Here is a 20657-nt window from a genome sequence, read left to right on the forward strand (position 1 = left end):
TGTCAGCGTCAGCCGACCTACTGCTGCGGCCGCACGAACGGGAACGTGAGGGTGGGCCGGATCGCGACACCGGAGAGCATCATGACCAGCCGGTCGACGCCGAGTCCGAGTCCGCCGGTCGGTGGCATGGCGTATCCGAGGGCGTGCAGGAAGTCCTCGTCCAACGACATCGCCTCTGGGTCACCACCGGCGGCCTGCATCGACTGCCGGGTGAGCCGGTCGCGTTGGTCGACCGGATCGGTCAGCTCGGAGTACGCGGTGCCCAGTTCGGCGCCGAACCCGACCAGGTCCCACTGCTCGGTGAGGCGCGGGTCGGATCGGTGTTTGCGCGCCAGGGGTGACACCTCGATCGGGAAGTCGTAGTAGAACGTCGGGAACCGGGTCTGCTTCTCGACGAGGGCCTCGTAGAGCTCCATGACCATCTTGCCCGCGGACATCTCGGCGGTGGTGTCGATGCCGTGGCGCGCGCAGATCTCGGCGACGTCGGCGGCCGTGGACGACGAGCTGACCGCCGACCCGCACGCCCGCGACACCGCCTCGTGCACGGTGATGATCGGCCAGGTGCCGTCGAGTTGCACCGTCTCGATCTCGCCGGACTCCCCCGGCTGCAGCGCGATGGCCTCACCGTTGACCGCGACGGCCATCGCCAGGATCAGCTCCCGCGTCAGTTCCCGCATCGAGTTGTAGTCGCCGTAGGCCTGATACGCCTCCAGCGAGGTGAACTCGGGGTTGTGGGTGGCGTCGGCGCCCTCGTTGCGGAAGTTGCGGTTCAGCTCGAAGATCGCGCCCATCCCGCTGACGCACAGCCGCTTGAGATACAGCTCCGGCGCGATCCGGAGATAGAGCTGCTGATCGTAGGCGTTGATGTGGGTCTTGAAGGGTCGCGCCGACGCGCCGCCGTGCACGGTCTGCAGCATCGGCGTCTCGACCTCGAGGAACTGATGCGCGTGGAGGGTGTCGCGGAGTGCGCGGACCCCGCGGGAACGCTTCTGCAGCAGGTCGACCGCCGATCGACTGGTGATGAGATCCAACGGCCGGTCCCGGACGCGGACGTCGTCGCTCAGTTCTGCGGTCAGTTGCGGCAGCGGGTTCAGGCACTTGCCCGCCATCTCCCAGCTCGCAACCGACACCGACAGCTCACCGCTGCGCGACCCGACCACCTCGCCGGTGACGCTGATGAGGTCACCGACATCGACGATCTGACGGAACCGTTCGTGCTCGCCGGGCCGCGCGGAGTCGGCATCGGAGAGGACCTGGATCCGCGCGCCGTCGTCCTCGACGAGGGCGAAGACCACGCCACCGAGGTCGCGCACCGCCCGCACCCGACCCGCGATCGACACCGTCGTCGACGTCCGGGCCTCCGCCGCGAGACCCTCGTGGGCGGCGACGACGTCGGCCACGCGATCCGTGCGCGGCACCGCGACCGGGTACGGCTCGTGCCCGGCGGCCCGGATGCCGTCGAGCTTGGTGCGCCGTGTGCGTTGCTGGTCGTTGAGCCGCGGCGGCGGGACCCGAGTGACCAGGAGGTCGCGCTCGAGTGCGTTGACGGCGTCGACGAAGCCGGTGTCGGTGCGCCGCGGCTGGGTGTCCGGGGTCTTGGAACCGACCAGGAACTTCGGGCCCATGTGCGGCAGGAATCCCTCCGCGACACCGACCGCGACCGCGGCCCGCATGACGGTGAGCGAGGGGTGGTAGCAGAGCATCCGGGGCAACCACTCCGGGTGGTACTTCTGGTTCGACTTGTACAGCGTCTCCAGCTGGTAGAACTTCGACGCGAACCCGAGAACGGAGTCCACCGTGCGGGTCACCGGACCCGCGCCCTCACGTTCGGCGTCGGAGAACACCGACCGGAACACCGCAAAGTTCAGCGAGATCCGCCGGATGCCGATGTCGCCCGCGGACTCGATGAGACGGGCGACGAGGTACTCGTTGACGCCGTTCTCCGCGGCGCGGTCGCGACGCATCAGGTCCAGCGACACCCCGCGCAGGCCCCACGGGACGAACGACAGGAAGGCACGGATCTCCCCGGACTGGTCGTGTGCGGTGATGATCAGGCACCGACCGTCGGCCGGATCGCCGACGCGGTTGAGCGCCATGGAGAACCCCCGTTCGGTGTCCTCCCCACGCCACTTGTCGGCGAGGTGCTCGATGTTCGCCAGCTCGTCCGGGCTCAGTTCGCCGTGCCGCTTGATGGTCGTCGTGTAGCCGGCCGCGGTGACGCGGTTGACGGCCTGACGCACCGGCTTCATCGACGCTCCGCGCAGGCTGAAGTCGTCGACGTCGATGATGGCCTCGTCGCCGATCGCGAGGACCTTGAGTCCGGCCGCCCGGTAGACCTTCGCGCCGGCCTCGCTCGCCGCGAGCACCGCCGCGTGCAGGCTGTGGGTGCGGCAGTTGGCGAGCCATGCCTGCACCGCGGGCAGCCACGACTCGGGCGCACCGATGGGGTCGGCGCTGGCCACGCTCACACTGCCGACGGCCCGGAAGGTCACCGCGGCCCTGCCGTCCGGCGAGAAGACCACCGACTTGTCGCGGCGGGTGGCGAAGTAGCCGAGCGAGTCGTCCTCGCCGTTGCACAGCAGCAGTTCGCGGACGCGCAACTCCTGCTCGGCGTCGGCGAACTCGTTGTCGCGGTTGGCCCGGTAGAGCACCATCAGCGCGAGGATGAGCGCCAGCGCCGACATCCATCCGGCCAGTACGTAGATCGGGTGGTGGCCCTGGTGTCCCTGCAGCAGCGCGTCGCTCATCCCGGCGCGGTCACCGAAGGTCGACCGCAGCGCCCACTGCGCCTTCTCGTCCCAGCCCTGCAGCGTGTGGGGGAAGGCGACGGTCAGCACGAACGTGATGACGAACGACGTCGCCAGACCGCCGACGAGGACGCCGAGCGCGGCGCGGACCGAGCGATGGGCCAGCTCCGCGGTGAACGCCCGACGTGAGTAGACGAACGCGACGAGGACGACGATGCCGATCGCGAGCACCACCGACGCGGTCACCGGCGACGTGGCGAAGGCGTCGTAGTCGTTGTCGGTGTCGATGTTCTCGATGAAGGTGCTGAGCAGGACGAAGACGTCGTCGATGACGGCGAGCACCATCACCGCCAGCAACGCGGTGTGCGCGGCCTTGAAGCGGCGGCGCACGGCACCGGCCAACGCCAGCACGAGCAGGATCACGAAGATGCTGGGGTCGGCGGGCACGTTGAACGCGCCGACGAGGTCGGTCAGGGCGTCGACGAACCGGAAATGGCGGAACGGGATCGCGATCAGCGACACCACCGCGGCGATGGTCAGCAGGCGACCGGACCAGAGGGCGATCCGCTCGGCCGCGACCTGTCCGCGTTGCCCGTTCACGATCCTTCGCGACGGCGGGCGGGCATCGTCAGTCGAGTTGGCACGCTTGGGTTTTGCAACCACCGGGGCAGCGGACATAAACGCCGAGCGTAGCAGTACGAACGGGCCGCCGTGACGACATCGTCGGCGACACCCCCGGGGCCTCGCGAGCCCGCCACAGAGCACGCCTGACGTGGTGGTGCGCGCGTCGGACCCGACCGCGGAGCCCCACGCGGTGCGGTCCCCGGCACCCGACCGGGGCCGGTCCGGGCATTGTCCGATTTATCCTGTTGGCCAGCATCTTTCGGGCCGCGCCCGCCGCGACCGGCCGCATTCGTCCGTATGCTCGGATCCGGTCGGAGACGACCGCCCACGTCCATCGGCGCGGGCCGGCGGGGAGAGGGCGGCTGCGGTGTCCAAGGTGTCGTCGAACCACCCCGCGGGGTCGGAGGCGCACCGCGCGGCCACCGACGTCGAGTTGTCGCGCAACGTCCCGGAGTCGATCGGCTACGCGGCCAAGCGTCTCGTCCTTGGCCGACCGATGATCACCGATCAGCTCAAGAACGAGCGCCTGTCGAACCCGGTCGCCCTCGGGGTCCTCGCGCCCGACGCCATCTCGTCGACCGCGTACGGCAGCGAGCTCATCCTCGTCGAGCTGCTCCCCTACGCCGGGCTCGCCGCCTTCTCCCTGCTGTTGCCGCTGACCGGGGTGATCCTGTGCATCCTGATCCTGGTCGCCGCGTCGTATCGCCAGGTGGTGATGGCCTACACCCGCGCCGGCGGGTCCTACGTCGTCGCGCGGGAGAACTTCGGGCCCCGGGTGGCGCAGGTCGCGGCTGCGGCCCTGCTCATCGACTACGTGGTCACCGTGGCCGTGCAGGCGTCGGCGGGAACCGTCGCCGTGGTGTCGGCGGTCAAGGTGCTCGGTCCGTACAGCCTCGAGATCACCATCGGTGTCGTCGTCATCATGTGCTGGGTCAACCTGCGCGGACTCAAGGAGGCAGGCAGGCCGTTCGCGATGCCCACCTACTTCTTCACCGGGATGCTGCTGCTGATGATCGTGGTCGGCATCGTGCGCGAGGCCACCACGGGGCTCGCGAAGTACGTGCCGTCGGAGTTGCCGGGGACCGTCGCGGTGCACCAGGGCAACGGCCTGATCGCCGGGGCGACCCTGCTGATCTTGCTCCGCGCGTTCGCCAACGGCGGGTCGTCTCTGACCGGGGTCGAGGCCATCTCCAACACGGTCGGCTCGTTCCGCAAGCCCGAGGGAACCAACGCGCGGCTCGTGCTGACGGTGATGGCCTGCATCCTCGGCATCCTGCTGACCGGCGTCGCGTGGCTGGCGTACGAGACACACGCGACCCCTTACGTCGACGGGTATCCGTCGGTGCTGTCGGAGATCGCGCGACGGGTCTTCGGTGGCGGTGCCCTTGGCTCGACCCTCTACGTGATGCTGCAGATCGCCACCGCGGCCATCCTGTTCACCGGGGCCAACACCAGCTTCAACGGCTTCCCGGCCCTGGCCAATTTCGTTGCCGCTGATCGTTTCCTACCCCGGCAGCTGTCCAAACGCGGGCACCGACTGGTGTTCTCCAACGGCATCCTGGTCCTGGCCGTCTTCGCCATCGTGCTGCTCATCACCACCGGCGGCTCGGTCAACGCGCTGATCCCCTTCTACGCCATCGGCGTGTTCACCGGTTTCGCGATGGCCGGCTACGGGATGACGAAACACCACCTGACACACAAGGAATCGGGGTGGCGTCACAAGTTGTCGATCAACCTCGCCGCCGGTGTCGTCTCGACCGTCGTCGTCGCGATCTTCGCCATCGCCAAGTTCACCGAGGGCGCGTGGTTGGTGGTCGTCGTGTTCCCGCTGCTGGTCTTCGGCCTGATCCGTCTCAATCGCGAATATCGCGCCGAGGCAGCGATTCTCGAGGAGTTCCGCACCAACCGACCCGAACGGGTGAACTACGCCCGCCACACCGCGTTCGTCCTCGTCAGCTCGGTCGACCTCGCGGTCCTCGAGGCGTTGCGCTACGGCCACGGACTGCGCGCGGATGAGCTGACCGCCGTGCACCTCATGGTCGACGCCGCCCAGGCCGAGAAGCTGCGGGCGCGCTGGGAGCACTACGACCTGCGTACCCCGCTGACGATCATCGACTGCCCCGACCGACGACTGACGCGCGGCGTGCAACGCCTCGTCGTCGACGCATTGGCGCAGGCCCCGCGGTCACACGTGACGGTGCTGCTGCCGCGGCGCACCTACGCGCCCCTGCTCGGTCGGTTGCTGCACGATCGCAGCGCCGACAAGATCTCCCGTGCGGTGAGCGAGATCCCGCACGCCGCGGCGACGATCATCCCGTTCGATGTCCAGGCCGAGATCCGCAAGGCCTTCCCCGATGTCGTCGAGGAACGGCTCACCCGCAAGGTCGAGCAACTGCAGGCACGGATCGCCCGGGACGACGACGCCGAGCTGCGCGACTACGCCGAGCCGGAGAGCCCGGCCGCGACGTTGGCCATCGGCGGGCTCATGGTCGGTCACCGTGGCACCGTCGAGGGCCGCGTCCGCGACACCTTCGACAAGGTGATCGACGAGACGCCGGTGCACATCGTCGAGGTCGAGGACGACAGCGGCCTGCTCCGGCTGCGCTTCGCCGACGACGCCGGTTCCGACATCGTCGCGGGGCAACTACTGCGTGCCAGCGGCAAGGCACGCCAGGGGCGCAAGGGGGTCGTGATGGTCAACCCGACCTACGAGATCGTCACCGACGACGACGTCGATTCGGCGCCCGGCACCGACTGATCCGACCGACCGGCCCCTCCGCCGAGCGTGCCCAAACAACGCGCCCAGCGTGCCCAAACAACCCGCCGAGCGTGCCGCAACGACCCGCCGACCGTGCCGATCGGCTCGCGCCCCATACGAGGAACTGTCGAGCGCCGCGCCTGGTGCGAACCGGCCCAGCGTGACGGCACATTGGAAGCGCGATTTCGGCACGTTCGACGGGTTGGTTCGGCACGTTCGGTGCGCGGTTTCGGCACGCTCGGCGGATCAGGGGTAGGGACGCCGCGCGGTGGCCGGATCGCCGAAGGTGATGGCCCGCTCGCCGCGACCACCCGTGCCGAGGGTGGCCGCCCAACTCGCAACGGTCCACACCCGGTTGCGTCCACCGGCGAGGAACGCGATGTGGATGAAGCCCCAGCCGATCCAGCCGAGATACCCCGACAGCCGGATCGGACCGGACTGCAGCAGCGCGTGGTGCCGCGAGATGTAGGCGGCGGTACCGAGATCGCGGTACTTGAACGGTGCGGCCGCATCACCCTTCTTGGCGACATCCCGTTTGATCAGCGTGGCCGCGTGATGACCCGACTGCATCGCCACCTCGGCGACGCCGGGCAGCTTGTCCAGACTCATCACATCCCCGACGGCGAAGATCTCGGGGTGGCCGGCGACGCGCAGGTCAGGCCCGACGGGAATGGTTCCGCCACGGGCGGGTTCGACCCCGGCGGCGGTGTTCACCGCTCTGGCGAACGGCACCGCCTCGACGCCCGCGGTCCACAGCACGGTGTGCGTGTCGATCTGCACCGTCGCCTTCGTCTTCTTGTCGGTGGTGACCGCATAGTCGGTCCCGACATCGGTGACGTGCAGACCCAGCCGGGTCTCGACACCGAGCTTGTCCAGCGTCCGTTGGGCTTTCGCCGACAGCCCCGGATGGAACGACTCCAAGACCCGCTCACCGCCGTGGACCAGGACGACGGTGGCCTCGGTGGGGTCGATCGTGTCGAACTCACGCGCCAGCGCACGGACGGCCATCTCGCGGATCTGACCGGCCAGCTCCACCCCGGTGGGTCCGCCACCGCTGACCACGAACGTCAACCACGGTCGACGCAGATCCGCGGTCGGCAGGGTCTCGGCGATCTCGAAGGAGGAGATGATCTTGCGGCGGATCGCGAGCGCGTCGTCGACGGACTTCATCCCCGGCGCGAACTCCTCGAAGGCCTCGTTGCCGTGATAGGACTGCCGCGCCCCACCGGCCATGATCAGGTAGTCGTAGCTCAGATCGAACGAGGATCCGTCGAACCGGCGGGCGCGGACCGTCTTCGCCTCGGCGTCGATGTCGGTGGCCTCGCCGAGCAGGACCGAGATGTTGCGCTGCTTGCGCAGGAGATGTCGGAGCGGGCTGGAGATGTCGCCCTCGGAGAGCAGCCCGGTCGCGCACTGGTAGAGCAGCGGCTGGAAGACGTGGCTGGTGCCGCGGTCGATGAGCGTCACCGACACCGCGGCCTTCCGCAGCTTGCGCGCGGCGAACAATCCGGCGAACCCGCCGCCGATGATCAGAACGTGGGGGCGTTGGTCAGGCATGGATCAATAGTGCCTCACCCGACCCCACCCCCATCAACGCCTCAGCCGACGGCGGCTCTCGTGAGACGCGCGATGTCGGCCGAGTAGGCCACCAGCGTCACGAGGTCGACCGAGACCTCGGCCTCCTTGATGGCGCGAACCTGTTGGGCGACAGCGTCGTCGACCGGCCATCCGTAGGCACCACCGGAGACGAGTGGGAACGCGATCGATTCCGCACCCATCGACCGCGCCAGCAGCAGACAGCGCGAATAGGCCAGGCGCAGGATCTGCGACCGGTCCTCGTGCCGGGACCAGCGTGGTCCGACGGTGTGGATGACCCACCGCGCGGGCAACCGTCCGGCGGTGGTGGCGACCGCAGCACCCACGTCGAGCCCGTCCGGCAGGGTGACGGCGCGGATCAGTTCGCATTCGCGAAGGATGTCCGGTCCGCCGGCACGGTGGATGGCGCCGTCGACGCCGCCCCCACCGAGCAGCGTGCGGTTGGCGGCGTTGACGATGACGTCGCTGCGCACGGCGGTGATGTCGTCCTGCGTCACATCGATGATGGTCATGGTGGCTCCTCTTCGGTCAGTTACCGGTGATGCGGCCGGCGAGGGCCACGAGGTCGGATGCGGTACGCCCGGGGTACCCGTGCAGCACGTCCCGCCACCGGTCGGGGACGGCCGAAGCACCGGCGCACGCGCCCAGCAGTCCACCGGCGATGGCCGCGGTGGTGTCGGTGTCGTTGCCGGCGCGGACACACAGTTCCAGCGACCTCGGCAGGTCGCCGTCGCCCGCGCAGATCGCCCACCAGGCGGTCTGCAGGGCATGCACGACCCAGCCGTTGTTCGGGAAGTCCGCGGGCGAGCTGTACTGCGCCATGTCCAGCAGGGGTTCCCAGTACGTCCGCGTCTCCGCGGGCGCATCGGTGATCCAGTGCCGGAGGCCGTCGCGGGAGCCGGTGCGGACGCCGTGCGCGATCGCCACCGACCACATCTGACATGCCTCGCGGGCACGGTCGTCGGCGTGGGTGAGGTCGCTGATCGCGGCGGCCGCAGCCGCGCAGGCGGTGTCGTCGTCGAGGAACGCCAGGGCGACGGGCGCCGTCCGCATCAGCGATCCGTTGCCGCCGGTCCGGCCGGCGATCGACGCGGCGCGCGCCGCCATCGGTACCGCCGTGCGATCCCGCCCCGACAGCACGCTGCGCGTCTGGTTGCCGATGTCGGGTGGGCGGGTGTCGTACCAATCGGCGAAGGCCGCGGCGACGGCGTCGAGATCCACCCGTCCCGGCGACAACCCGGCGGCGACGCCCATGGCCATCGAGGTGTCGTCGGTCCACTCCCCCGGCGCCCAGTCGAACGGTCCGCCGCCGATCATGTCGATCACGACATCGTCAGCGGGATAGGTGAACTCGTAACCGGCTCCGAGGGCGTCGCCCGCGGCCGATCCGAGCAGCGCTCCGGCAGCGCGGTCACGCTGTGCGGCATCCAGGATCATGATGATCTCCCCTCGTCCGGCCGAATCCGACCATTAGCTCACTTCCGCGCTAAAGGTTAGCGCACGTCTGCGCTAAAGTGCAACCGTGGTGTGGACCGACGCGCAGGGACGAGCCCTGACCGATCATCCGCGGCCCTCGGTCGCGGTCGACGTGGCCGTGCTGACGGTGCTCGACGGCGGGCTGCGGGTGCTCGTCGTCGACGGACCTGTCGGCCGGGCGCTGCCCGGCACCTTCCTGCATCCCGGCGAGCGGCTCGCCGACGCCGCGACCCGGGCGCTGCGCGACAAGGCAGGCGTCGGCGACCTCGCCTTCCACCAACTCGGCCTCTACGACGACCCCGCTCGCGACGACCGCGGATGGGTGCTGTCGATGGCCCATGGATCGGCGTCGGCAGCGCACACCCTGCCCACGGACGCCGAATTGGTCGAGGTGGTCGACGGGCGGCCCGTGCACCCCCTGGCCTTCGACCACGACGACATGGTCGTCGCGGCCGTGCTCGACCTGCGTGCGCGTTACGCCGACGACGCCGACCCCGACGACCTGCTCGGTGACCGGTTCACGCTGCTCGAGCTGCGCCGCGTCCACGAGGCCATCGCCGGTCGACCGCTGCCCAAGGACACGTTCCGCCGACGGATGCTCAGCCATGTCGAGGGCACCGGAGAGCTCGTCACCGCCGACGCGGGCAGGCCGGCCGAGCTGTTCCGACGCATGTCCGATACCAGATAGCGGTCCACATCACAAAACGGCCAATGTGAGACATAGCTCACTAAAACTGCAAGCGGGGCTGTAGGTTTCGGAACGGAACCGCAGCGAAGCACTCCTGCCCGGGAGACCTCTGCGCACACCGGGGAGCGAGCATGGCCACAGCGACGAGAACACCCACCCAGGACCCACCCGTGCACGGTGGTGTGATCGGCAGGCAGCTCGGCCGCTACCCCGACAACGGTCTGCGAACGATGTACCTCGGCATCGTCGTGTTGGCGACGGTGATCCTCTATTACCAGCTGTACGTGCAGGGTTCGGTGGCGACGCAGCTCGTCTCCGACCTCGACATGAGCCTGGCGTACTTCATCACGATCTCGGTCGTCGGCAACGCCGTCGGCGCGCTCGCCTCGATCCTGGCGGGACTGGCCGACCGGTGGGGTCGCGCGAACCTGGTGGTCTACGGGTTGCTCGTCACCAGCCTGCTGGTGTTGTTCGGGTTGCCCAACGCGAGCAGCAAGCTCGAGTACCTGATCTTCTTCACCCTCGTCAGCGTCGTCGAGGGCGTCATCCTGGTGGCCACCCCGGCACTGATCCGTGACTTCTCCCCGCAGCTCGGACGCGCGTCGGCGATGGGTTTCTGGACGCTGGGTCCGGTGCTCGGCAGCCTCGTGGTGACCTCGATCGCCAGCAACACCCTTGACTCCCACCCCGATTGGCAGTTCCAGTTCCGGGTCTGCGGCATCGTCAGCCTGGTCGTGTTCGTGATCGCGTTCATCGGGCTGCGTGAGCTCGCCCCGCAACTCCGCGACCAGCTGATGGTCAGCCTGCGCGAGCGAGAACTGATCGAGGCACGCGCCCGCGACATCGACGTCGACGCGGCGGTCAAGGGCCACTGGCGGCAGATGGTCCGCGTCGACATCGTCGGGCCGGCGTTCGCGATCGCCGTGTTCCTGCTCTTCTACTACATCGCCGTCGGGTTCTTCGTCGTGTTCTTCGCGACAACGTTCGGCTACTCGGAATCGCGGGCCAACGCGTTGGCCAACTGGTACTGGATCGGCAACGCCATCACGCTGGTGGTCACCGGCCTCGCGTCGGACCGGCTCAAGGTCCGCAAGCCGTTCATGGTCGCCGGCGCGGTCATCAGCGGTGTGGGGGTGGCGTTGTTCGCCCTGGCGACAACCGAATCCACCACCTCCTACTACCACTTCGCCGGGATCATCCTGCTGATCGCGATCGGCGGCGGCATGGCCTTCGCGGCGTGGATGGCCGCGTTCACCGAGACCGTCGAGAAGCACAACCCGGCCGCGACTGCGACCGGTCTCGCCGTGTGGGGTTCGGTACTGCGGGTCGTGGTGACCTGCGCCCTCGTCGGACTGATCTTCGCGATCCCCGCGGCGGGCACCCTGGTCGACAAGGGCACACCGCTGCAGGCGCTGGCCGACAAGTACGCAGCACCGCTCGCGACGCTGCAGAAACTCGATCCCGCGACCCAGAAGGCACTCGGGGCCAACCCGAACGACCAGCTGACGCAGGCGTCGGCGGTCGGCCAGATCGCCGGCGTCCCCACAACCGACGTGGTCAAGACGGTGACGCTGAGTACGCAGTACGCCCAGCAACTGGCGACTGCGCAGGCCGTCGACCCGGTCACCCTGGCCACGCTGTCGGGGAACCCGACCAACGCATCGGCCGGTGCTCGAGCGGTGGCACAGATCGCACAGAAGCTCGCCATCTCTCCCACGCAGGCCATCACGCGACTGCAGGCACTCGCCACGGTCCCCAAGGCCGACCTCGCGTTCCTGCAGAGCACCGGCACGAAGGTGCAGACCGCCGGTGATCAACTCAAGGCAGCCGCACTGATCCCGGCCGGGGATCTGAGCTACATCCAGGCCAACGCCGCCGAGGTGCAGAAAGCACAGCAGGACGTCCCCGGACAGTGGCAGCGCTGGTGGTGGTTGTGCTTCCTCGGGCAACTCGTCTTCCTGCCGTTCATCTGGCTGCTGACCGGTAGATGGAGCCCGGCCGCGGCACGCCGCGACGCCGCTGAGCACGAGGCCGCAGTGCAACGCGAGCTCACCCGGGTCTAGCGTCGATCCGATGAGCGTGTTGCGTACCAAAACAGTCGAGGCGATCAAGTCCGACGCCGCAGGTGGCGACGGCGACGGGGAGGGCAGCGGACTCCGCAAGACCCTGCGCACCCGCGACCTCGTGGGATTCGGCGTCGGAATCGTCATCGGCACCGGCATTTTCACCCTGACCGGCATCCAGGCGAAGGAGAACGCCGGGCCCGCGGTGGTCGTATCGTTCCTCATCGCCGGGCTCGTCAGCATGCTCGCCGCGCTCTGTTACGCCGAGTTGGCCTCCGCCGTCCCCACCGCGGGCAGCGCGTACACCTACGCCTACGCGACGCTGGGTGAGGTCTTCGCGTGGATCATCGGGTGGGACCTCGTCCTGGAGTTCGCCCTCGGTGCCGCAGTGGTCGCCCGCAGCTGGTCGGGATACCTCGCCGACCTCTTCGGGTTGCCGCCGTCGCTGTTCACCGAGGAGTCGACGGTGAACATAGGGGCCGTCGCGATCGTCCTGGTGCTCGGTGTCATCGCCGCGGTCGGGGTGAAGGAGTCGGCGCGCGTCACCAACACCCTCGTGCTCGTCAAGGTCGCGATCTCGGTCTTCATCATCATCGTGGGCGCCTTCTTCATGAAGAAGGCGAACCTGCTGCCGTTCATCCCGTCGGCGGAGGCCACCACGACCAAGGTCAACACCATCGACCAGCCGCTGCTGCAGTGGCTCGGCGGCTTCGAACCCGCCACGTTCGGCGTCTCGGGACTGTTCACCGCCGCCGCGGTGGTGTTCTTCGCTTACACCGGGTTCGAGGCGGTGGCCAACCTCAGCGAGGAGACCCGCAACCCTGCCCGCGACATCCCCCGGGCGCTGCTGATCGTGCTCGGTCTCTGCACCACGCTCTACGTTATGGTCGCGTTCGTCGTCACCGGCATGCAGAAGTACACTGACCTCGACTCCAGCGCCCCGATCGCGAAGGCCTTCGACGCCAACAACGCCAGTTGGGCGGGCACGTTCGTCGCGATAGCCGCGGTCGCCGGCCTCACCTCGGTGATCCTGGTCGACATCATCGCCATGAGCCGTATCGGTTTCGCCCTCGGTCGCGACGGACTGCTGCCGCAGTCGGTGGCCAAGTCGTCACCGCGGTTCGGCACGCCGTTCCGGTTCACGGTGGGCACCACGATCTTCGTCGCGATCCTCGCCGGCCTGGTCCCGCTGACCGATCTGTCCGAGATGGTCAGCATCGGAACGCTGTTCGCGTTCCTGATCGTCTCGATCGCGGTGCCGATCCTGCGGCGCACCAAGCCCGACCTCAAGCGGCCGTTCCGGGTGCCGCTGTCGCCGATCGTCCCGATCCTCTCGGCGCTGGCCTGCATCTACCTGATGCTCAACCTCGTCGTGGGCACCTGGCTGCGGTTCCTGGTGTGGCTGGTCCTGGGCATGGTCATCTACCTCGGCTACGGACGTCGGCACGCCCGGTTGGCCGCGAAGATCGTCGATTTGCCGACGTCGGCGGAGGCCACCAAGTCCACTGAGTGAGAGGCGTTCTCAGTTCGTGCGGATGTGCATCAGGTCGACGTTGTAGCTGGTGTATGTCGTGGTGGTGATGTACAGGTCCTTGTCGGTCGACCACGGGTGCATGAACCCGCCGTAGAGCTGCGGGTACTTGAAGCTGGAGACCAGATTCGACGGCTCCGACCACAGTCCCTGCGGGGATCGTGACTGCCGCAACACGATCGCGCTGCGGAGTACGTCGAGGTAGGTGGCCTGCCAGAGCTTGGACTTCTCGTCGTAGCGCACCGACAGCTCGCCGTTGGGGCCGCCGAAGATCGGGGTGGCCTGATCGCCGTTGCGGGTCGGTATCCAGCTGCCCCGCACCCAGTACTGGTACGCGGTCTTGTTGAGGATCTGGGTCTTCGGGACCCGAGCCAACGCGGTGGAACCGAGTCGGCCGTTGGGGGTTCCGAACATGTAGACCCAGTCACCCTGCGGAACCATCGCTGAGACCTGAAAGTTGGCGTTGCCACCGAAGATGTTGTCCCAGCGCGCGTACTGGTCCTTGACCCAGGTCGACCCGCCGTCATCGGAGTAGGCGAGCCCGCCGTAGTTGGTGATCCACTGACCCGGCAGCGTGAACGAGTTGATGGACATGTAGCTCATGTACTGACGGTTGCCCAAAGCGAAGCCGGACGTCGGGATGACGGTCTGCTCGGCGTTGTTGATCTTGCGACTCGCCAACAGCTCGGCCGCGTGGCAGCGACTGTCCTGCACCATCGTGCGGATCTTCAGTCCGTCGGAGAGCTTCGTGTCGTCGCTGAACCCGAGAACGTTGGACCGCCAGTCACCACCGTTGGCGCCGGGCGGGCGGAAGCCCTTGCCGAAACTGTCGCCGAACGCGATCGCGACCTGACCGGGCTTGGACTGCCACATGATGCCCAGGTCGGTGCCGTTGAGCTGGAAGCGCTTGTCGGTACGGCCCGTCGATCCCTTGCCGGTCACCTGCGCCACGTAGTTCGAGGCACCGACGCGCGGGTTGCCCATCTTGGGGGTGACGGTCCCGGGCGTCGAACCCGGTGTCGCACGCGGAGGTCGGGCCTGGAACGGCGGCGGCGTGCCGCCGGGCACCGGCACCGGGATGGTGAGGAACGGGCGCGGGACGAACGACAGCTTGGGGATCGGGATGTTCGCCGAACCCGTCCCGACCGCGTTGGGTGGCGGCGGCGGATCGGTGATGTCCGGGCACGGATCCTTGCAGAAGTCCTTGAGGGGCTGCGCGGACGGGATCCGCTTGTTGTTCTGCAACGGCCCGTACCGCGGGACGGGCTGCAGCTTCAGATACGGGATGGGGATACGGATGTCCGGGGCCGACGGTGCCGAGGGCTTGGCAGGCTGCGGGAGGTCGTTGGCGCACCCCGAACTCGGCAGGGCAACCGACCGTGCGGGTGCTGCCACCGCGGGCGCACCACCGAGAGCGGGCAACAGCGCGCACCCCGCGATGGTGATCGCCACCAGCCGTCGAAGCATGCTCGATCCCCGTTTCACCTAGTCCGTCACAGCGTGGCTGAACCTAGCATGTGATCGGTCACATGGCGGCGGGGCGAAAAATGGAACAGAAGCCGAGACGATCCCGAGACCGTCCCGAAATCCGGCGGCAGCACGGCACGCGGCGTGATCTCCCCAGTCGGGTCGGCGCCGGACGACATACTGGTGCGATGCCAACCTGGATCGTCGTCGTGCTCGTCATCGCCGTGATCATCGCGATCGGGGTGATCTTCGCGCTCGTCCGCTACTACCGCGAGAAGCCGCCGCCGATTCCGGCCGGCTGGTACCCCGACCTGCACGATCCGTCCATCGAACGGCGCCACGACGGGTCGGGATGGACCGAGGACACTCGCCCGAACGAGGACGAACGCGAGCGCTGAGCGGAGGTCTCAGCAGCGTCCGAGGTCCGAGGTCGGCGGCCGGACGGCGTCGGGTTCCGTCGCGCCGGGCGGGGTCGAGAGCCGCGCCAGCAACCACTCGTAGACCTCGGCGTGATTGAGCAGGGTGAAGTGGTTGGCCGAGGCGATGGCGAAGCCGTCCTCGTCACGGAACCCGATGTGCCGGGTCTTGTTCCGGCCCGATGCGCTCGGGGCCAGCACCAGGCCGTCACCGATGATCCGCCCCACCGGATGCCGTGCGTTGCGGGTGACCGTCGCGGAGACGAAGCAGTGTGTCGCGTTCTCCAGCAGTGGGACCTCTTGCACCGCAGCCACTTTCAAGGCGTCGATGTCGCGACCGGTCCAGTCCTCATCGACCAGTGATCCGTGGAAGAGATCGCGTACACCCGAGCTGCGTCGGCGTAGCAGCCGCGCGAACGGCCGCGATTCGGGCAGTTTGTCCAGCGCCGCGCTGAGGTAGTGGACCGACCGCTCCAGCGGCGCGCCGAGATGCGGCGTCCCGAGGCACACCACGTGTCGGACGCGCTTGACCCACAGGCGCTCGGCGGTGGCCGCCTGGAAGCAGGCGCTGCGCACGACCAGGCCGCCCATGGAGTGTCCGACGAACGCGATCTCGTGGACGGGGACCGGCCAGGAGACGACCAGTTCGGCCATCAGCTTCTCGAGCTCGCGTCCGTTCTCCGAGACATGCTTGCCGGTGTTGTAACGGACCTGGATCTCGGTCGCGGCGAGGTCGTCGCCGAGCCGGGCGCCGTAGGTGGGCGCTCCGGTCAGGGTCCACGCCGCCTCGGTCTCCATCAGTCCGTGCAGGAAGACCACGACCCGACCGGTGGCCGCGGGGAATGCCGCCGCGAGTGCACCCACGGTGGGCGCGACGGGCACGCCGTCGACGCGGATGGCCATGGGCTGGGCCAGCGGGCTCTGCTGATTGTCGAGGTGATCGCCGATCAGGCCGTTGACGGCAGCGATGACCATCGCGCCCTTGGTCGTCTCCGACGGAGGGCGTCCCCACCCGTTGGCCGTCTCGCCGGCGATCTCCGACGCGGTGTCGCAGACCGCGGTGATCACCGAGTACGTGCCGCCCGCGATCGCGTCGTGCACCGTCTTCGCCGGGGTCACGAAGTCGCCGAGCCCGAGGCGCAGACCGGTGAAGACGTGGTCGGAGATGGCGGAGTGGACCTTGGCGATCCCGATCGTCGCGTCGCCGAGCTCGGCCAACGCGAGACGGGTCAGCTCGCGGACCTCGGTCCGGCGCTGTTCAACCACGTTGCTCATGCGTTTGAGAGTACAGTTGTTCACTCATCGAGTCACGCAGATCAGCCGCCCTCGGGCAGGATGTGACCCATGTCCTGGATCCGCAACGCCGCCCGTGGGGTCCTGGGCGGGTTCCTCATCTTCGCCGGAACGGCCCACCTGACCTTCGCCCGCGACACCTTTCACGCGCAGGTCCCCGACTGGGTCCCGCTGAACGTCGACTTCGTCGTCATCGCATCCGGGGTCGTCGAGATCGTCCTCGGCGTCAGCCTGCTCCTGCTCTACCGGCATCAGGTGGCGATGGGGTGGATCGTCGCCGCGTTCTTCGTGGCCGTGTTCCCGGGCAACATCTCGCAGTACGTCACCCACACCGACGCGTTCGGTCTCGACACCGACACCGGCCGACTCATCCGGCTGTTCTTCCAGCCCGTACTGATCGCGTGGGCTCTCTGGTGCACCGGAGCCTTCTCAGCCCTTCGGAGCAAAACCACCACACGCTGACTGTATGGAAAGCGCAACCCCACTGCTGACTGTGTGGAAAGCGCCATCGAGTGTGCTGACAGCGTCACGCGAGTTCGCAGCGAAACAACGCACACTCGATGCGCGCTTTCCGCACCGTCAGCGGCTTTTCATCACCCCAGATAAGTACTGAACCATTCGAGCACCTGTCCGTACACGGTGGTGGCTGCACCTTCGTTGTACCGGGCGCCGGTGTCGTTGAAGAAGGCGTGGTCGACACCGGGCACCGTCTGCACGCGATAGCGCATACCGGCCGCCTTCAACGCGGTCTCGGCCTCGGGCATGGATGCGTTGACGCGTTTGTCGAGGCCGGCGTAGACCGCGAGCACGGCGGCGTTCTTCGATCCGTCGAAGTTCGCGTTGTCCGGCAGGGGTCCGTAGAAGGGGACGGCCGCCGAGAGCTGCGGTTCGCCTGACGCCAGCAGCGACCACACCAGTCCACCGCCGAAGCAGAAGCCGATGGCACCGACCTTCGCGCCGGGCGCGCGTTTCTGCAGTTCGACGACGCCGGCCTTCATGTCGGCGACGAACTGCTCGGCAGGGATGTCGGCGAGTGCCGCGGTGGCCTGTGCCGGGTCGGAGAACGTGGCGGTGCCGCCCTTCTCGGAGAGCAGATCGACCGCCAGTGACGAGTAGCCGGCGCCCGCGAGGCGTCCGGCGATGGTGCGGATGTGATCGGTCAGGCCCTTGTTCTCGTGCAGGACGAGAACCGCACCCTTGGGCGACGGCGCGGCGGCCCACGCACCCTGCAGGGTCCCGTTGGGGCCTGCGAACGTGATGGCCTCGGTGGGCAGCGCGGTGGACATGCCCGGGGCGGTCGCCGATCCCGATGCCGCCGCCGACGCGGGCGCCCCTGATCCCGGCGACGTCGCTGCGGAACTCTGGCCGGCGGCGGTGTCGGAGTCGCTGCCGCAGGCGGCCAGCAGGGCCGACGCGGAGGCCGCGGTGAGCCCCAACAGACCGAGTCTGCGGAGCGCCTCGCGACGTCCGAACAGTCCGTCGGCGTGGTCGATGGCGATCTCTTCGGCGATGTACTGCTTGAACGGGGTCATGGGTCCTCGCGGATCGAAGTGGTGGGCCGTGCCCCCACTATGCCCGAGCACGCCGCCCTCTGACGTCGGTTTATCAACCAGTTGCGGCCGACAATGCGGATCGCAAACCGCCGCAGAACATTTCGCTTTCGTGGCGTTTGTTGTGTGCGACACGTTTGTAGGACACAGTCAGAGGTGCACCAACTCACCGGGGATTCAAAAGCGAGACCCGAGAATTTGCCGCGACCGACGCTCGGCGCGGCGAACGAAGGAGATCCTCGTGATCGGAACAATCATCAGTGCCATCGTCGTCGGCCTCATCATCGGCGCCCTCGCACGACTCGTGCTGCCGGGTAAGCAGAACATCGGCATCATCGTGACCATCATCCTGGGCATCCTCGGATCGCTCATCGGATCGTTCATCACCTACAAGGTCGGTTACAACAACGCCAACGGCGGCTGGGAGATCATCCCGTTCGTCGTCGGCATCGTCGTCGCCGCGATCCTGATCGCCGGCTACGTCGCCGTCACCGGGCGTCGCCACAAGGTAGCGCGCTGACCTGAGCGGACCTCGTCACGAAGCCGATCACCCGCGCGCTGCGCACGGTGGTCGGCTTCGGTCATTGTGGCGCAGGCTCTTTCGCGGGTTCGATGAATTCCAGGGTCAGTCCGTCGCTGTCGTGCAGGTAGAGGAACTTCGTACCGGCGCGCGGCCCTTCGGTCATGGTCTGCACGGATCCGCGGGTGAACCATCCGTGGTCGGCGAGACGCTCGCGCACCGCGACGATGTCGTCGACCGTGAACGCCAGATGCTTTGTTCCCGGCGCCGCGGGGCTGCGCAGTTCATCCGGCGTCATACCGGGCGAGCTGTACTGCAGCAGTTCGATGGTGTGGCCGGGCGCGGCGATGATCGCGGTGGCGATGTCGGCGTCGTCGACACCGGTCACCTGCGTGGCGAACTCGCCTGCGAGATGACCGCGGCGTCGCAATTCGAAACCCATCACCTCGGTCCAGAATCGGATCGAGCGGTCGATGTCGCTGACGGTGAGGCCGGTGTGGTCGACTGCGGTGACGGTGAACGACGGTGTCGGAACGGTCATCACTTCACCGAAGGCACCGGTTCGCGGTGACGCAGCACCCAGGCGGTGACGCCGAGCTGAGCGAGCACGGCGGCGGTCATCATCCACGCGTATGTCTGCAGGAGACCGTTGCCGCGCCCGGACTCGTAGTGCTCGGACTTCCCGAACCCGCGTGGACCGAAACCACCACCGCCGGGCCGTCCCCCGTGCCCGCCCGGACGATCACCGAGCCGTATCCCGCGGTGATGGGTCAGGAAGTCGGTGATCTCGCGGACCATCGGTCCGTCGAGGGTCTCGCGGTAGACCCCGACACCGGCCAGCTGGACCACTATCGGCACCGCCACGTAGGCCAGCGGTAGGAAGAACGCCGCGGCCACGGTCAGGACCTCGGCCGGATAGAAGTACCGGTCGTGCATGGCGGGCAGCAGGTAGGGGACGAGCAGCACCGACGCGGTCGCGATCGCCATGATCGAGCGCGGCGTGACGTCGGGACGCGCGCGCAGGGTCCACCCCAGAAAGGCCACACCGATGACCGCCGTGAGCCCGATTCCGGCGTAGGCCAGCCAGTCGAGATCACCGGTGAACGGCAACAATTGGTAGATGTTCGCCGCCCCGAGAGTCGTACTCTTGTACGACCCGACCTGGTTCGTGTACACCGACACCACCGCACCGATGGGTGCACCCACCAGCAACGCGGGGATGTCGAGGATCACCATCGCCGCGGGGATCGCGAGCAGCGAGCGCCAGGGGATCCACCGCCGCAGGACGAGCCACGCGACGAGCGGCAGGATGAACACGGTCTGCAGCTTGAAGGCGAAGGCGATCCCGATGAACGCACACGCCCACCACGGCCGACGTCGGAGCAGGAAGTACACGCCGCCGACGACGAACGCGGAGTAGATGCTGTCGGCCTGCCCCCACCATCCGGAGTTCAGCACCACCGTGGGCAGGAACAGGACGATCGCGAATGCGAGCGTGGGGGCGCCGAACCCAGGGTGCCGCTGGGCGACGATGCGATGAACGAATGCGGCGAGGACGATGTCGAAGACCACCGAGACGGCCTTGATGCCGATCAGCGGTGGGATGTGCAGATACGTCAGCGCCGCCAGGAGATAGAGGTACGGGTAGTTGTAGTCGGCGAACCGGTCCTTGAGCGCGAAGATGCCGTCGTGGCTGTCGATGTGGTCGTACCAGGGACGGAGGAACGCGAGGTAGTCGAGCGACTCCCGATCGGCGAACACCGCCCGTACCCCGACCGCGACGAGCACTATCGCCACCAGCGCGGCCCCGCGCATCAACGAACTGCGATTGATCGTCATGACACCGATTCTCCTCGGGTACGAACCTGTGAACTTCCTGAAAGCCTCTGCGATATCAGACATTTCAGTCCAACGGCCGTGGCGTTGGT

At 67.9% G+C, this 20657-nt stretch carries 16 protein-coding genes; 7 read left to right on the forward strand and 9 right to left on the reverse strand.

Annotated elements, in window-relative coordinates:
* Positions 1-17 precede the first annotated feature (17 nt).
* Complete coding sequence (lysX, locus tag LX13_RS02665; protein WP_253659749.1) at positions 18-3347, reverse strand: bifunctional lysylphosphatidylglycerol synthetase/lysine--tRNA ligase LysX; 3330 nt, start codon at positions 3345-3347, stop codon at positions 18-20.
* Between the two features lie 457 nt (positions 3348-3804).
* On the opposite strand from lysX, the gene LX13_RS02670 reads away from it, so the two are divergent.
* Entirely contained in the window at positions 3805-6129 is a 2325-nt protein-coding gene (locus tag LX13_RS02670; protein ID WP_253660543.1) for an APC family permease, read from the forward strand.
* A gap of 246 nt (positions 6130-6375) precedes the next feature.
* On the opposite strand, the gene LX13_RS02675 is transcribed toward LX13_RS02670, so the two are convergent.
* Genes LX13_RS02675 through LX13_RS02685 form a run of 3 tightly spaced genes read right to left on the reverse strand, consistent with a single transcriptional unit; the run spans position 6376 to position 9162 of the window.
* On the reverse strand, positions 6376-7686 hold the full coding sequence (locus LX13_RS02675) for an NAD(P)/FAD-dependent oxidoreductase (protein WP_253659750.1): 1311 nt from the start codon (positions 7684-7686) through the stop codon (positions 6376-6378).
* A 41-nt stretch (positions 7687-7727) separates the two neighbouring features.
* Positions 7728-8237: an O-acetyl-ADP-ribose deacetylase gene (locus LX13_RS02680; protein WP_253659751.1), complete on the reverse strand. Its 510-nt coding sequence runs from the start codon at positions 8235-8237 to the stop codon at positions 7728-7730.
* 16 nt (positions 8238-8253) lie between these two features.
* Positions 8254-9162 carry an ADP-ribosylglycohydrolase family protein gene (locus LX13_RS02685; RefSeq protein ID WP_253659752.1) on the reverse strand — a complete coding sequence of 303 codons (909 nt, stop codon included), beginning with the start codon at positions 9160-9162 and terminating at the stop codon, positions 8254-8256.
* 85 nt (positions 9163-9247) lie between these two features.
* Between LX13_RS02685 and LX13_RS02690 the strand changes: the two genes are divergently transcribed.
* From LX13_RS02690 to LX13_RS02700, 3 genes are all read left to right on the forward strand, one after another.
* Positions 9248-9889: an NUDIX hydrolase gene (locus LX13_RS02690; RefSeq protein ID WP_253659753.1), complete on the forward strand. Its 642-nt coding sequence runs from the start codon at positions 9248-9250 to the stop codon at positions 9887-9889.
* A 131-nt stretch (positions 9890-10020) separates the two neighbouring features.
* Entirely contained in the window at positions 10021-11952 is a 1932-nt protein-coding gene (locus LX13_RS02695) for an MFS transporter (RefSeq protein WP_253659754.1), read from the forward strand.
* Positions 11953-11962: 10 nt separating this feature from the next.
* Positions 11963-13465: an amino acid permease gene (locus LX13_RS02700; protein WP_253659755.1), complete on the forward strand. Its 1503-nt coding sequence runs from the start codon at positions 11963-11965 to the stop codon at positions 13463-13465.
* 9 nt (positions 13466-13474) lie between these two features.
* Here the strand turns inward: LX13_RS02700 and LX13_RS02705 are convergent, their stop codons facing one another.
* Positions 13475-14950, reverse strand: a complete 1476-nt coding sequence (locus LX13_RS02705) for a glycoside hydrolase family 183 protein (RefSeq protein ID WP_253659756.1) — start codon at positions 14948-14950, stop codon at positions 13475-13477.
* Positions 14951-15138: 188 nt separating this feature from the next.
* On the opposite strand from LX13_RS02705, the gene LX13_RS02710 reads away from it, so the two are divergent.
* A complete protein-coding gene (locus LX13_RS02710; protein WP_253659757.1) occupies positions 15139-15348 on the forward strand; it encodes a DUF2510 domain-containing protein in 210 nt (69 codons plus the stop codon).
* A gap of 9 nt (positions 15349-15357) precedes the next feature.
* Here LX13_RS02710 and LX13_RS02715 read toward each other — a convergent pair whose 3' ends face one another.
* Positions 15358-16641: a lipase family alpha/beta hydrolase gene (locus LX13_RS02715; RefSeq protein ID WP_253659758.1), complete on the reverse strand. Its 1284-nt coding sequence runs from the start codon at positions 16639-16641 to the stop codon at positions 15358-15360.
* A gap of 69 nt (positions 16642-16710) precedes the next feature.
* On the opposite strand from LX13_RS02715, the gene LX13_RS02720 reads away from it, so the two are divergent.
* On the forward strand, positions 16711-17121 hold the full coding sequence (locus tag LX13_RS02720) for a DoxX family protein (protein ID WP_253659759.1): 411 nt from the start codon (positions 16711-16713) through the stop codon (positions 17119-17121).
* Between the two features lie 131 nt (positions 17122-17252).
* On the opposite strand, the gene LX13_RS02725 is transcribed toward LX13_RS02720, so the two are convergent.
* A complete protein-coding gene (locus tag LX13_RS02725; RefSeq protein WP_253659760.1) occupies positions 17253-18191 on the reverse strand; it encodes a dienelactone hydrolase family protein in 939 nt (312 codons plus the stop codon).
* Between the two features lie 259 nt (positions 18192-18450).
* Here LX13_RS02725 and LX13_RS02730 point away from each other — a divergent pair, with 259 nt between their 5' ends.
* Entirely contained in the window at positions 18451-18729 is a 279-nt protein-coding gene (locus LX13_RS02730; protein ID WP_253659761.1) for a GlsB/YeaQ/YmgE family stress response membrane protein, read from the forward strand.
* Positions 18730-18790: 61 nt separating this feature from the next.
* Here LX13_RS02730 and LX13_RS02735 read toward each other — a convergent pair whose 3' ends face one another.
* Both LX13_RS02735 and LX13_RS02740 read right to left on the reverse strand, forming a co-directional pair.
* Positions 18791-19270, reverse strand: a complete 480-nt coding sequence (locus tag LX13_RS02735) for a VOC family protein (protein ID WP_253659762.1) — start codon at positions 19268-19270, stop codon at positions 18791-18793.
* Positions 19270-20568 carry a glycosyltransferase 87 family protein gene (locus LX13_RS02740; protein WP_253659763.1) on the reverse strand — a complete coding sequence of 433 codons (1299 nt, stop codon included), beginning with the start codon at positions 20566-20568 and terminating at the stop codon, positions 19270-19272. Before LX13_RS02740 ends, LX13_RS02735 begins: the two co-directional genes overlap by 1 nt.
* Positions 20569-20657 lie beyond the last annotated feature (89 nt).

Origin of the sequence: Williamsia maris (genome assembly GCF_024171815.1) — a bacterium.
GTDB lineage: Bacteria > Actinomycetota > Actinomycetes > Mycobacteriales > Mycobacteriaceae > Williamsia_A > Williamsia_A maris.

Coding starts and splice junctions, on each gene's coding strand:
- LX13_RS02695 (WP_253659754.1), top strand. CDS start 10,021: ATGGCCACAGCGACGAGAACACCCACCCAGGACCCACCCGTGCACGGT.
- LX13_RS02700 (WP_253659755.1), top strand. CDS start 11,963: ATGAGCGTGTTGCGTACCAAAACAGTCGAGGCGATCAAGTCCGACGCC.
- LX13_RS02680 (WP_253659751.1), bottom strand. CDS start 8,237: ATGACCATCATCGATGTGACGCAGGACGACATCACCGCCGTGCGCAGC.
- LX13_RS02710 (WP_253659757.1), top strand. CDS start 15,139: ATGCCAACCTGGATCGTCGTCGTGCTCGTCATCGCCGTGATCATCGCG.
- LX13_RS02715 (WP_253659758.1), bottom strand. CDS start 16,641: ATGAGCAACGTGGTTGAACAGCGCCGGACCGAGGTCCGCGAGCTGACC.
- LX13_RS02675 (WP_253659750.1), bottom strand. CDS start 7,686: ATGCCTGACCAACGCCCCCACGTTCTGATCATCGGCGGCGGGTTCGCC.
- LX13_RS02725 (WP_253659760.1), bottom strand. CDS start 18,191: ATGACCCCGTTCAAGCAGTACATCGCCGAAGAGATCGCCATCGACCAC.
- LX13_RS02720 (WP_253659759.1), top strand. CDS start 16,711: ATGTCCTGGATCCGCAACGCCGCCCGTGGGGTCCTGGGCGGGTTCCTC.
- LX13_RS02685 (WP_253659752.1), bottom strand. CDS start 9,162: ATGATCCTGGATGCCGCACAGCGTGACCGCGCTGCCGGAGCGCTGCTC.
- LX13_RS02735 (WP_253659762.1), bottom strand. CDS start 19,270: ATGACCGTTCCGACACCGTCGTTCACCGTCACCGCAGTCGACCACACC.
- LX13_RS02705 (WP_253659756.1), bottom strand. CDS start 14,950: ATGCTTCGACGGCTGGTGGCGATCACCATCGCGGGGTGCGCGCTGTTG.
- LX13_RS02740 (WP_253659763.1), bottom strand. CDS start 20,568: ATGACGATCAATCGCAGTTCGTTGATGCGCGGGGCCGCGCTGGTGGCG.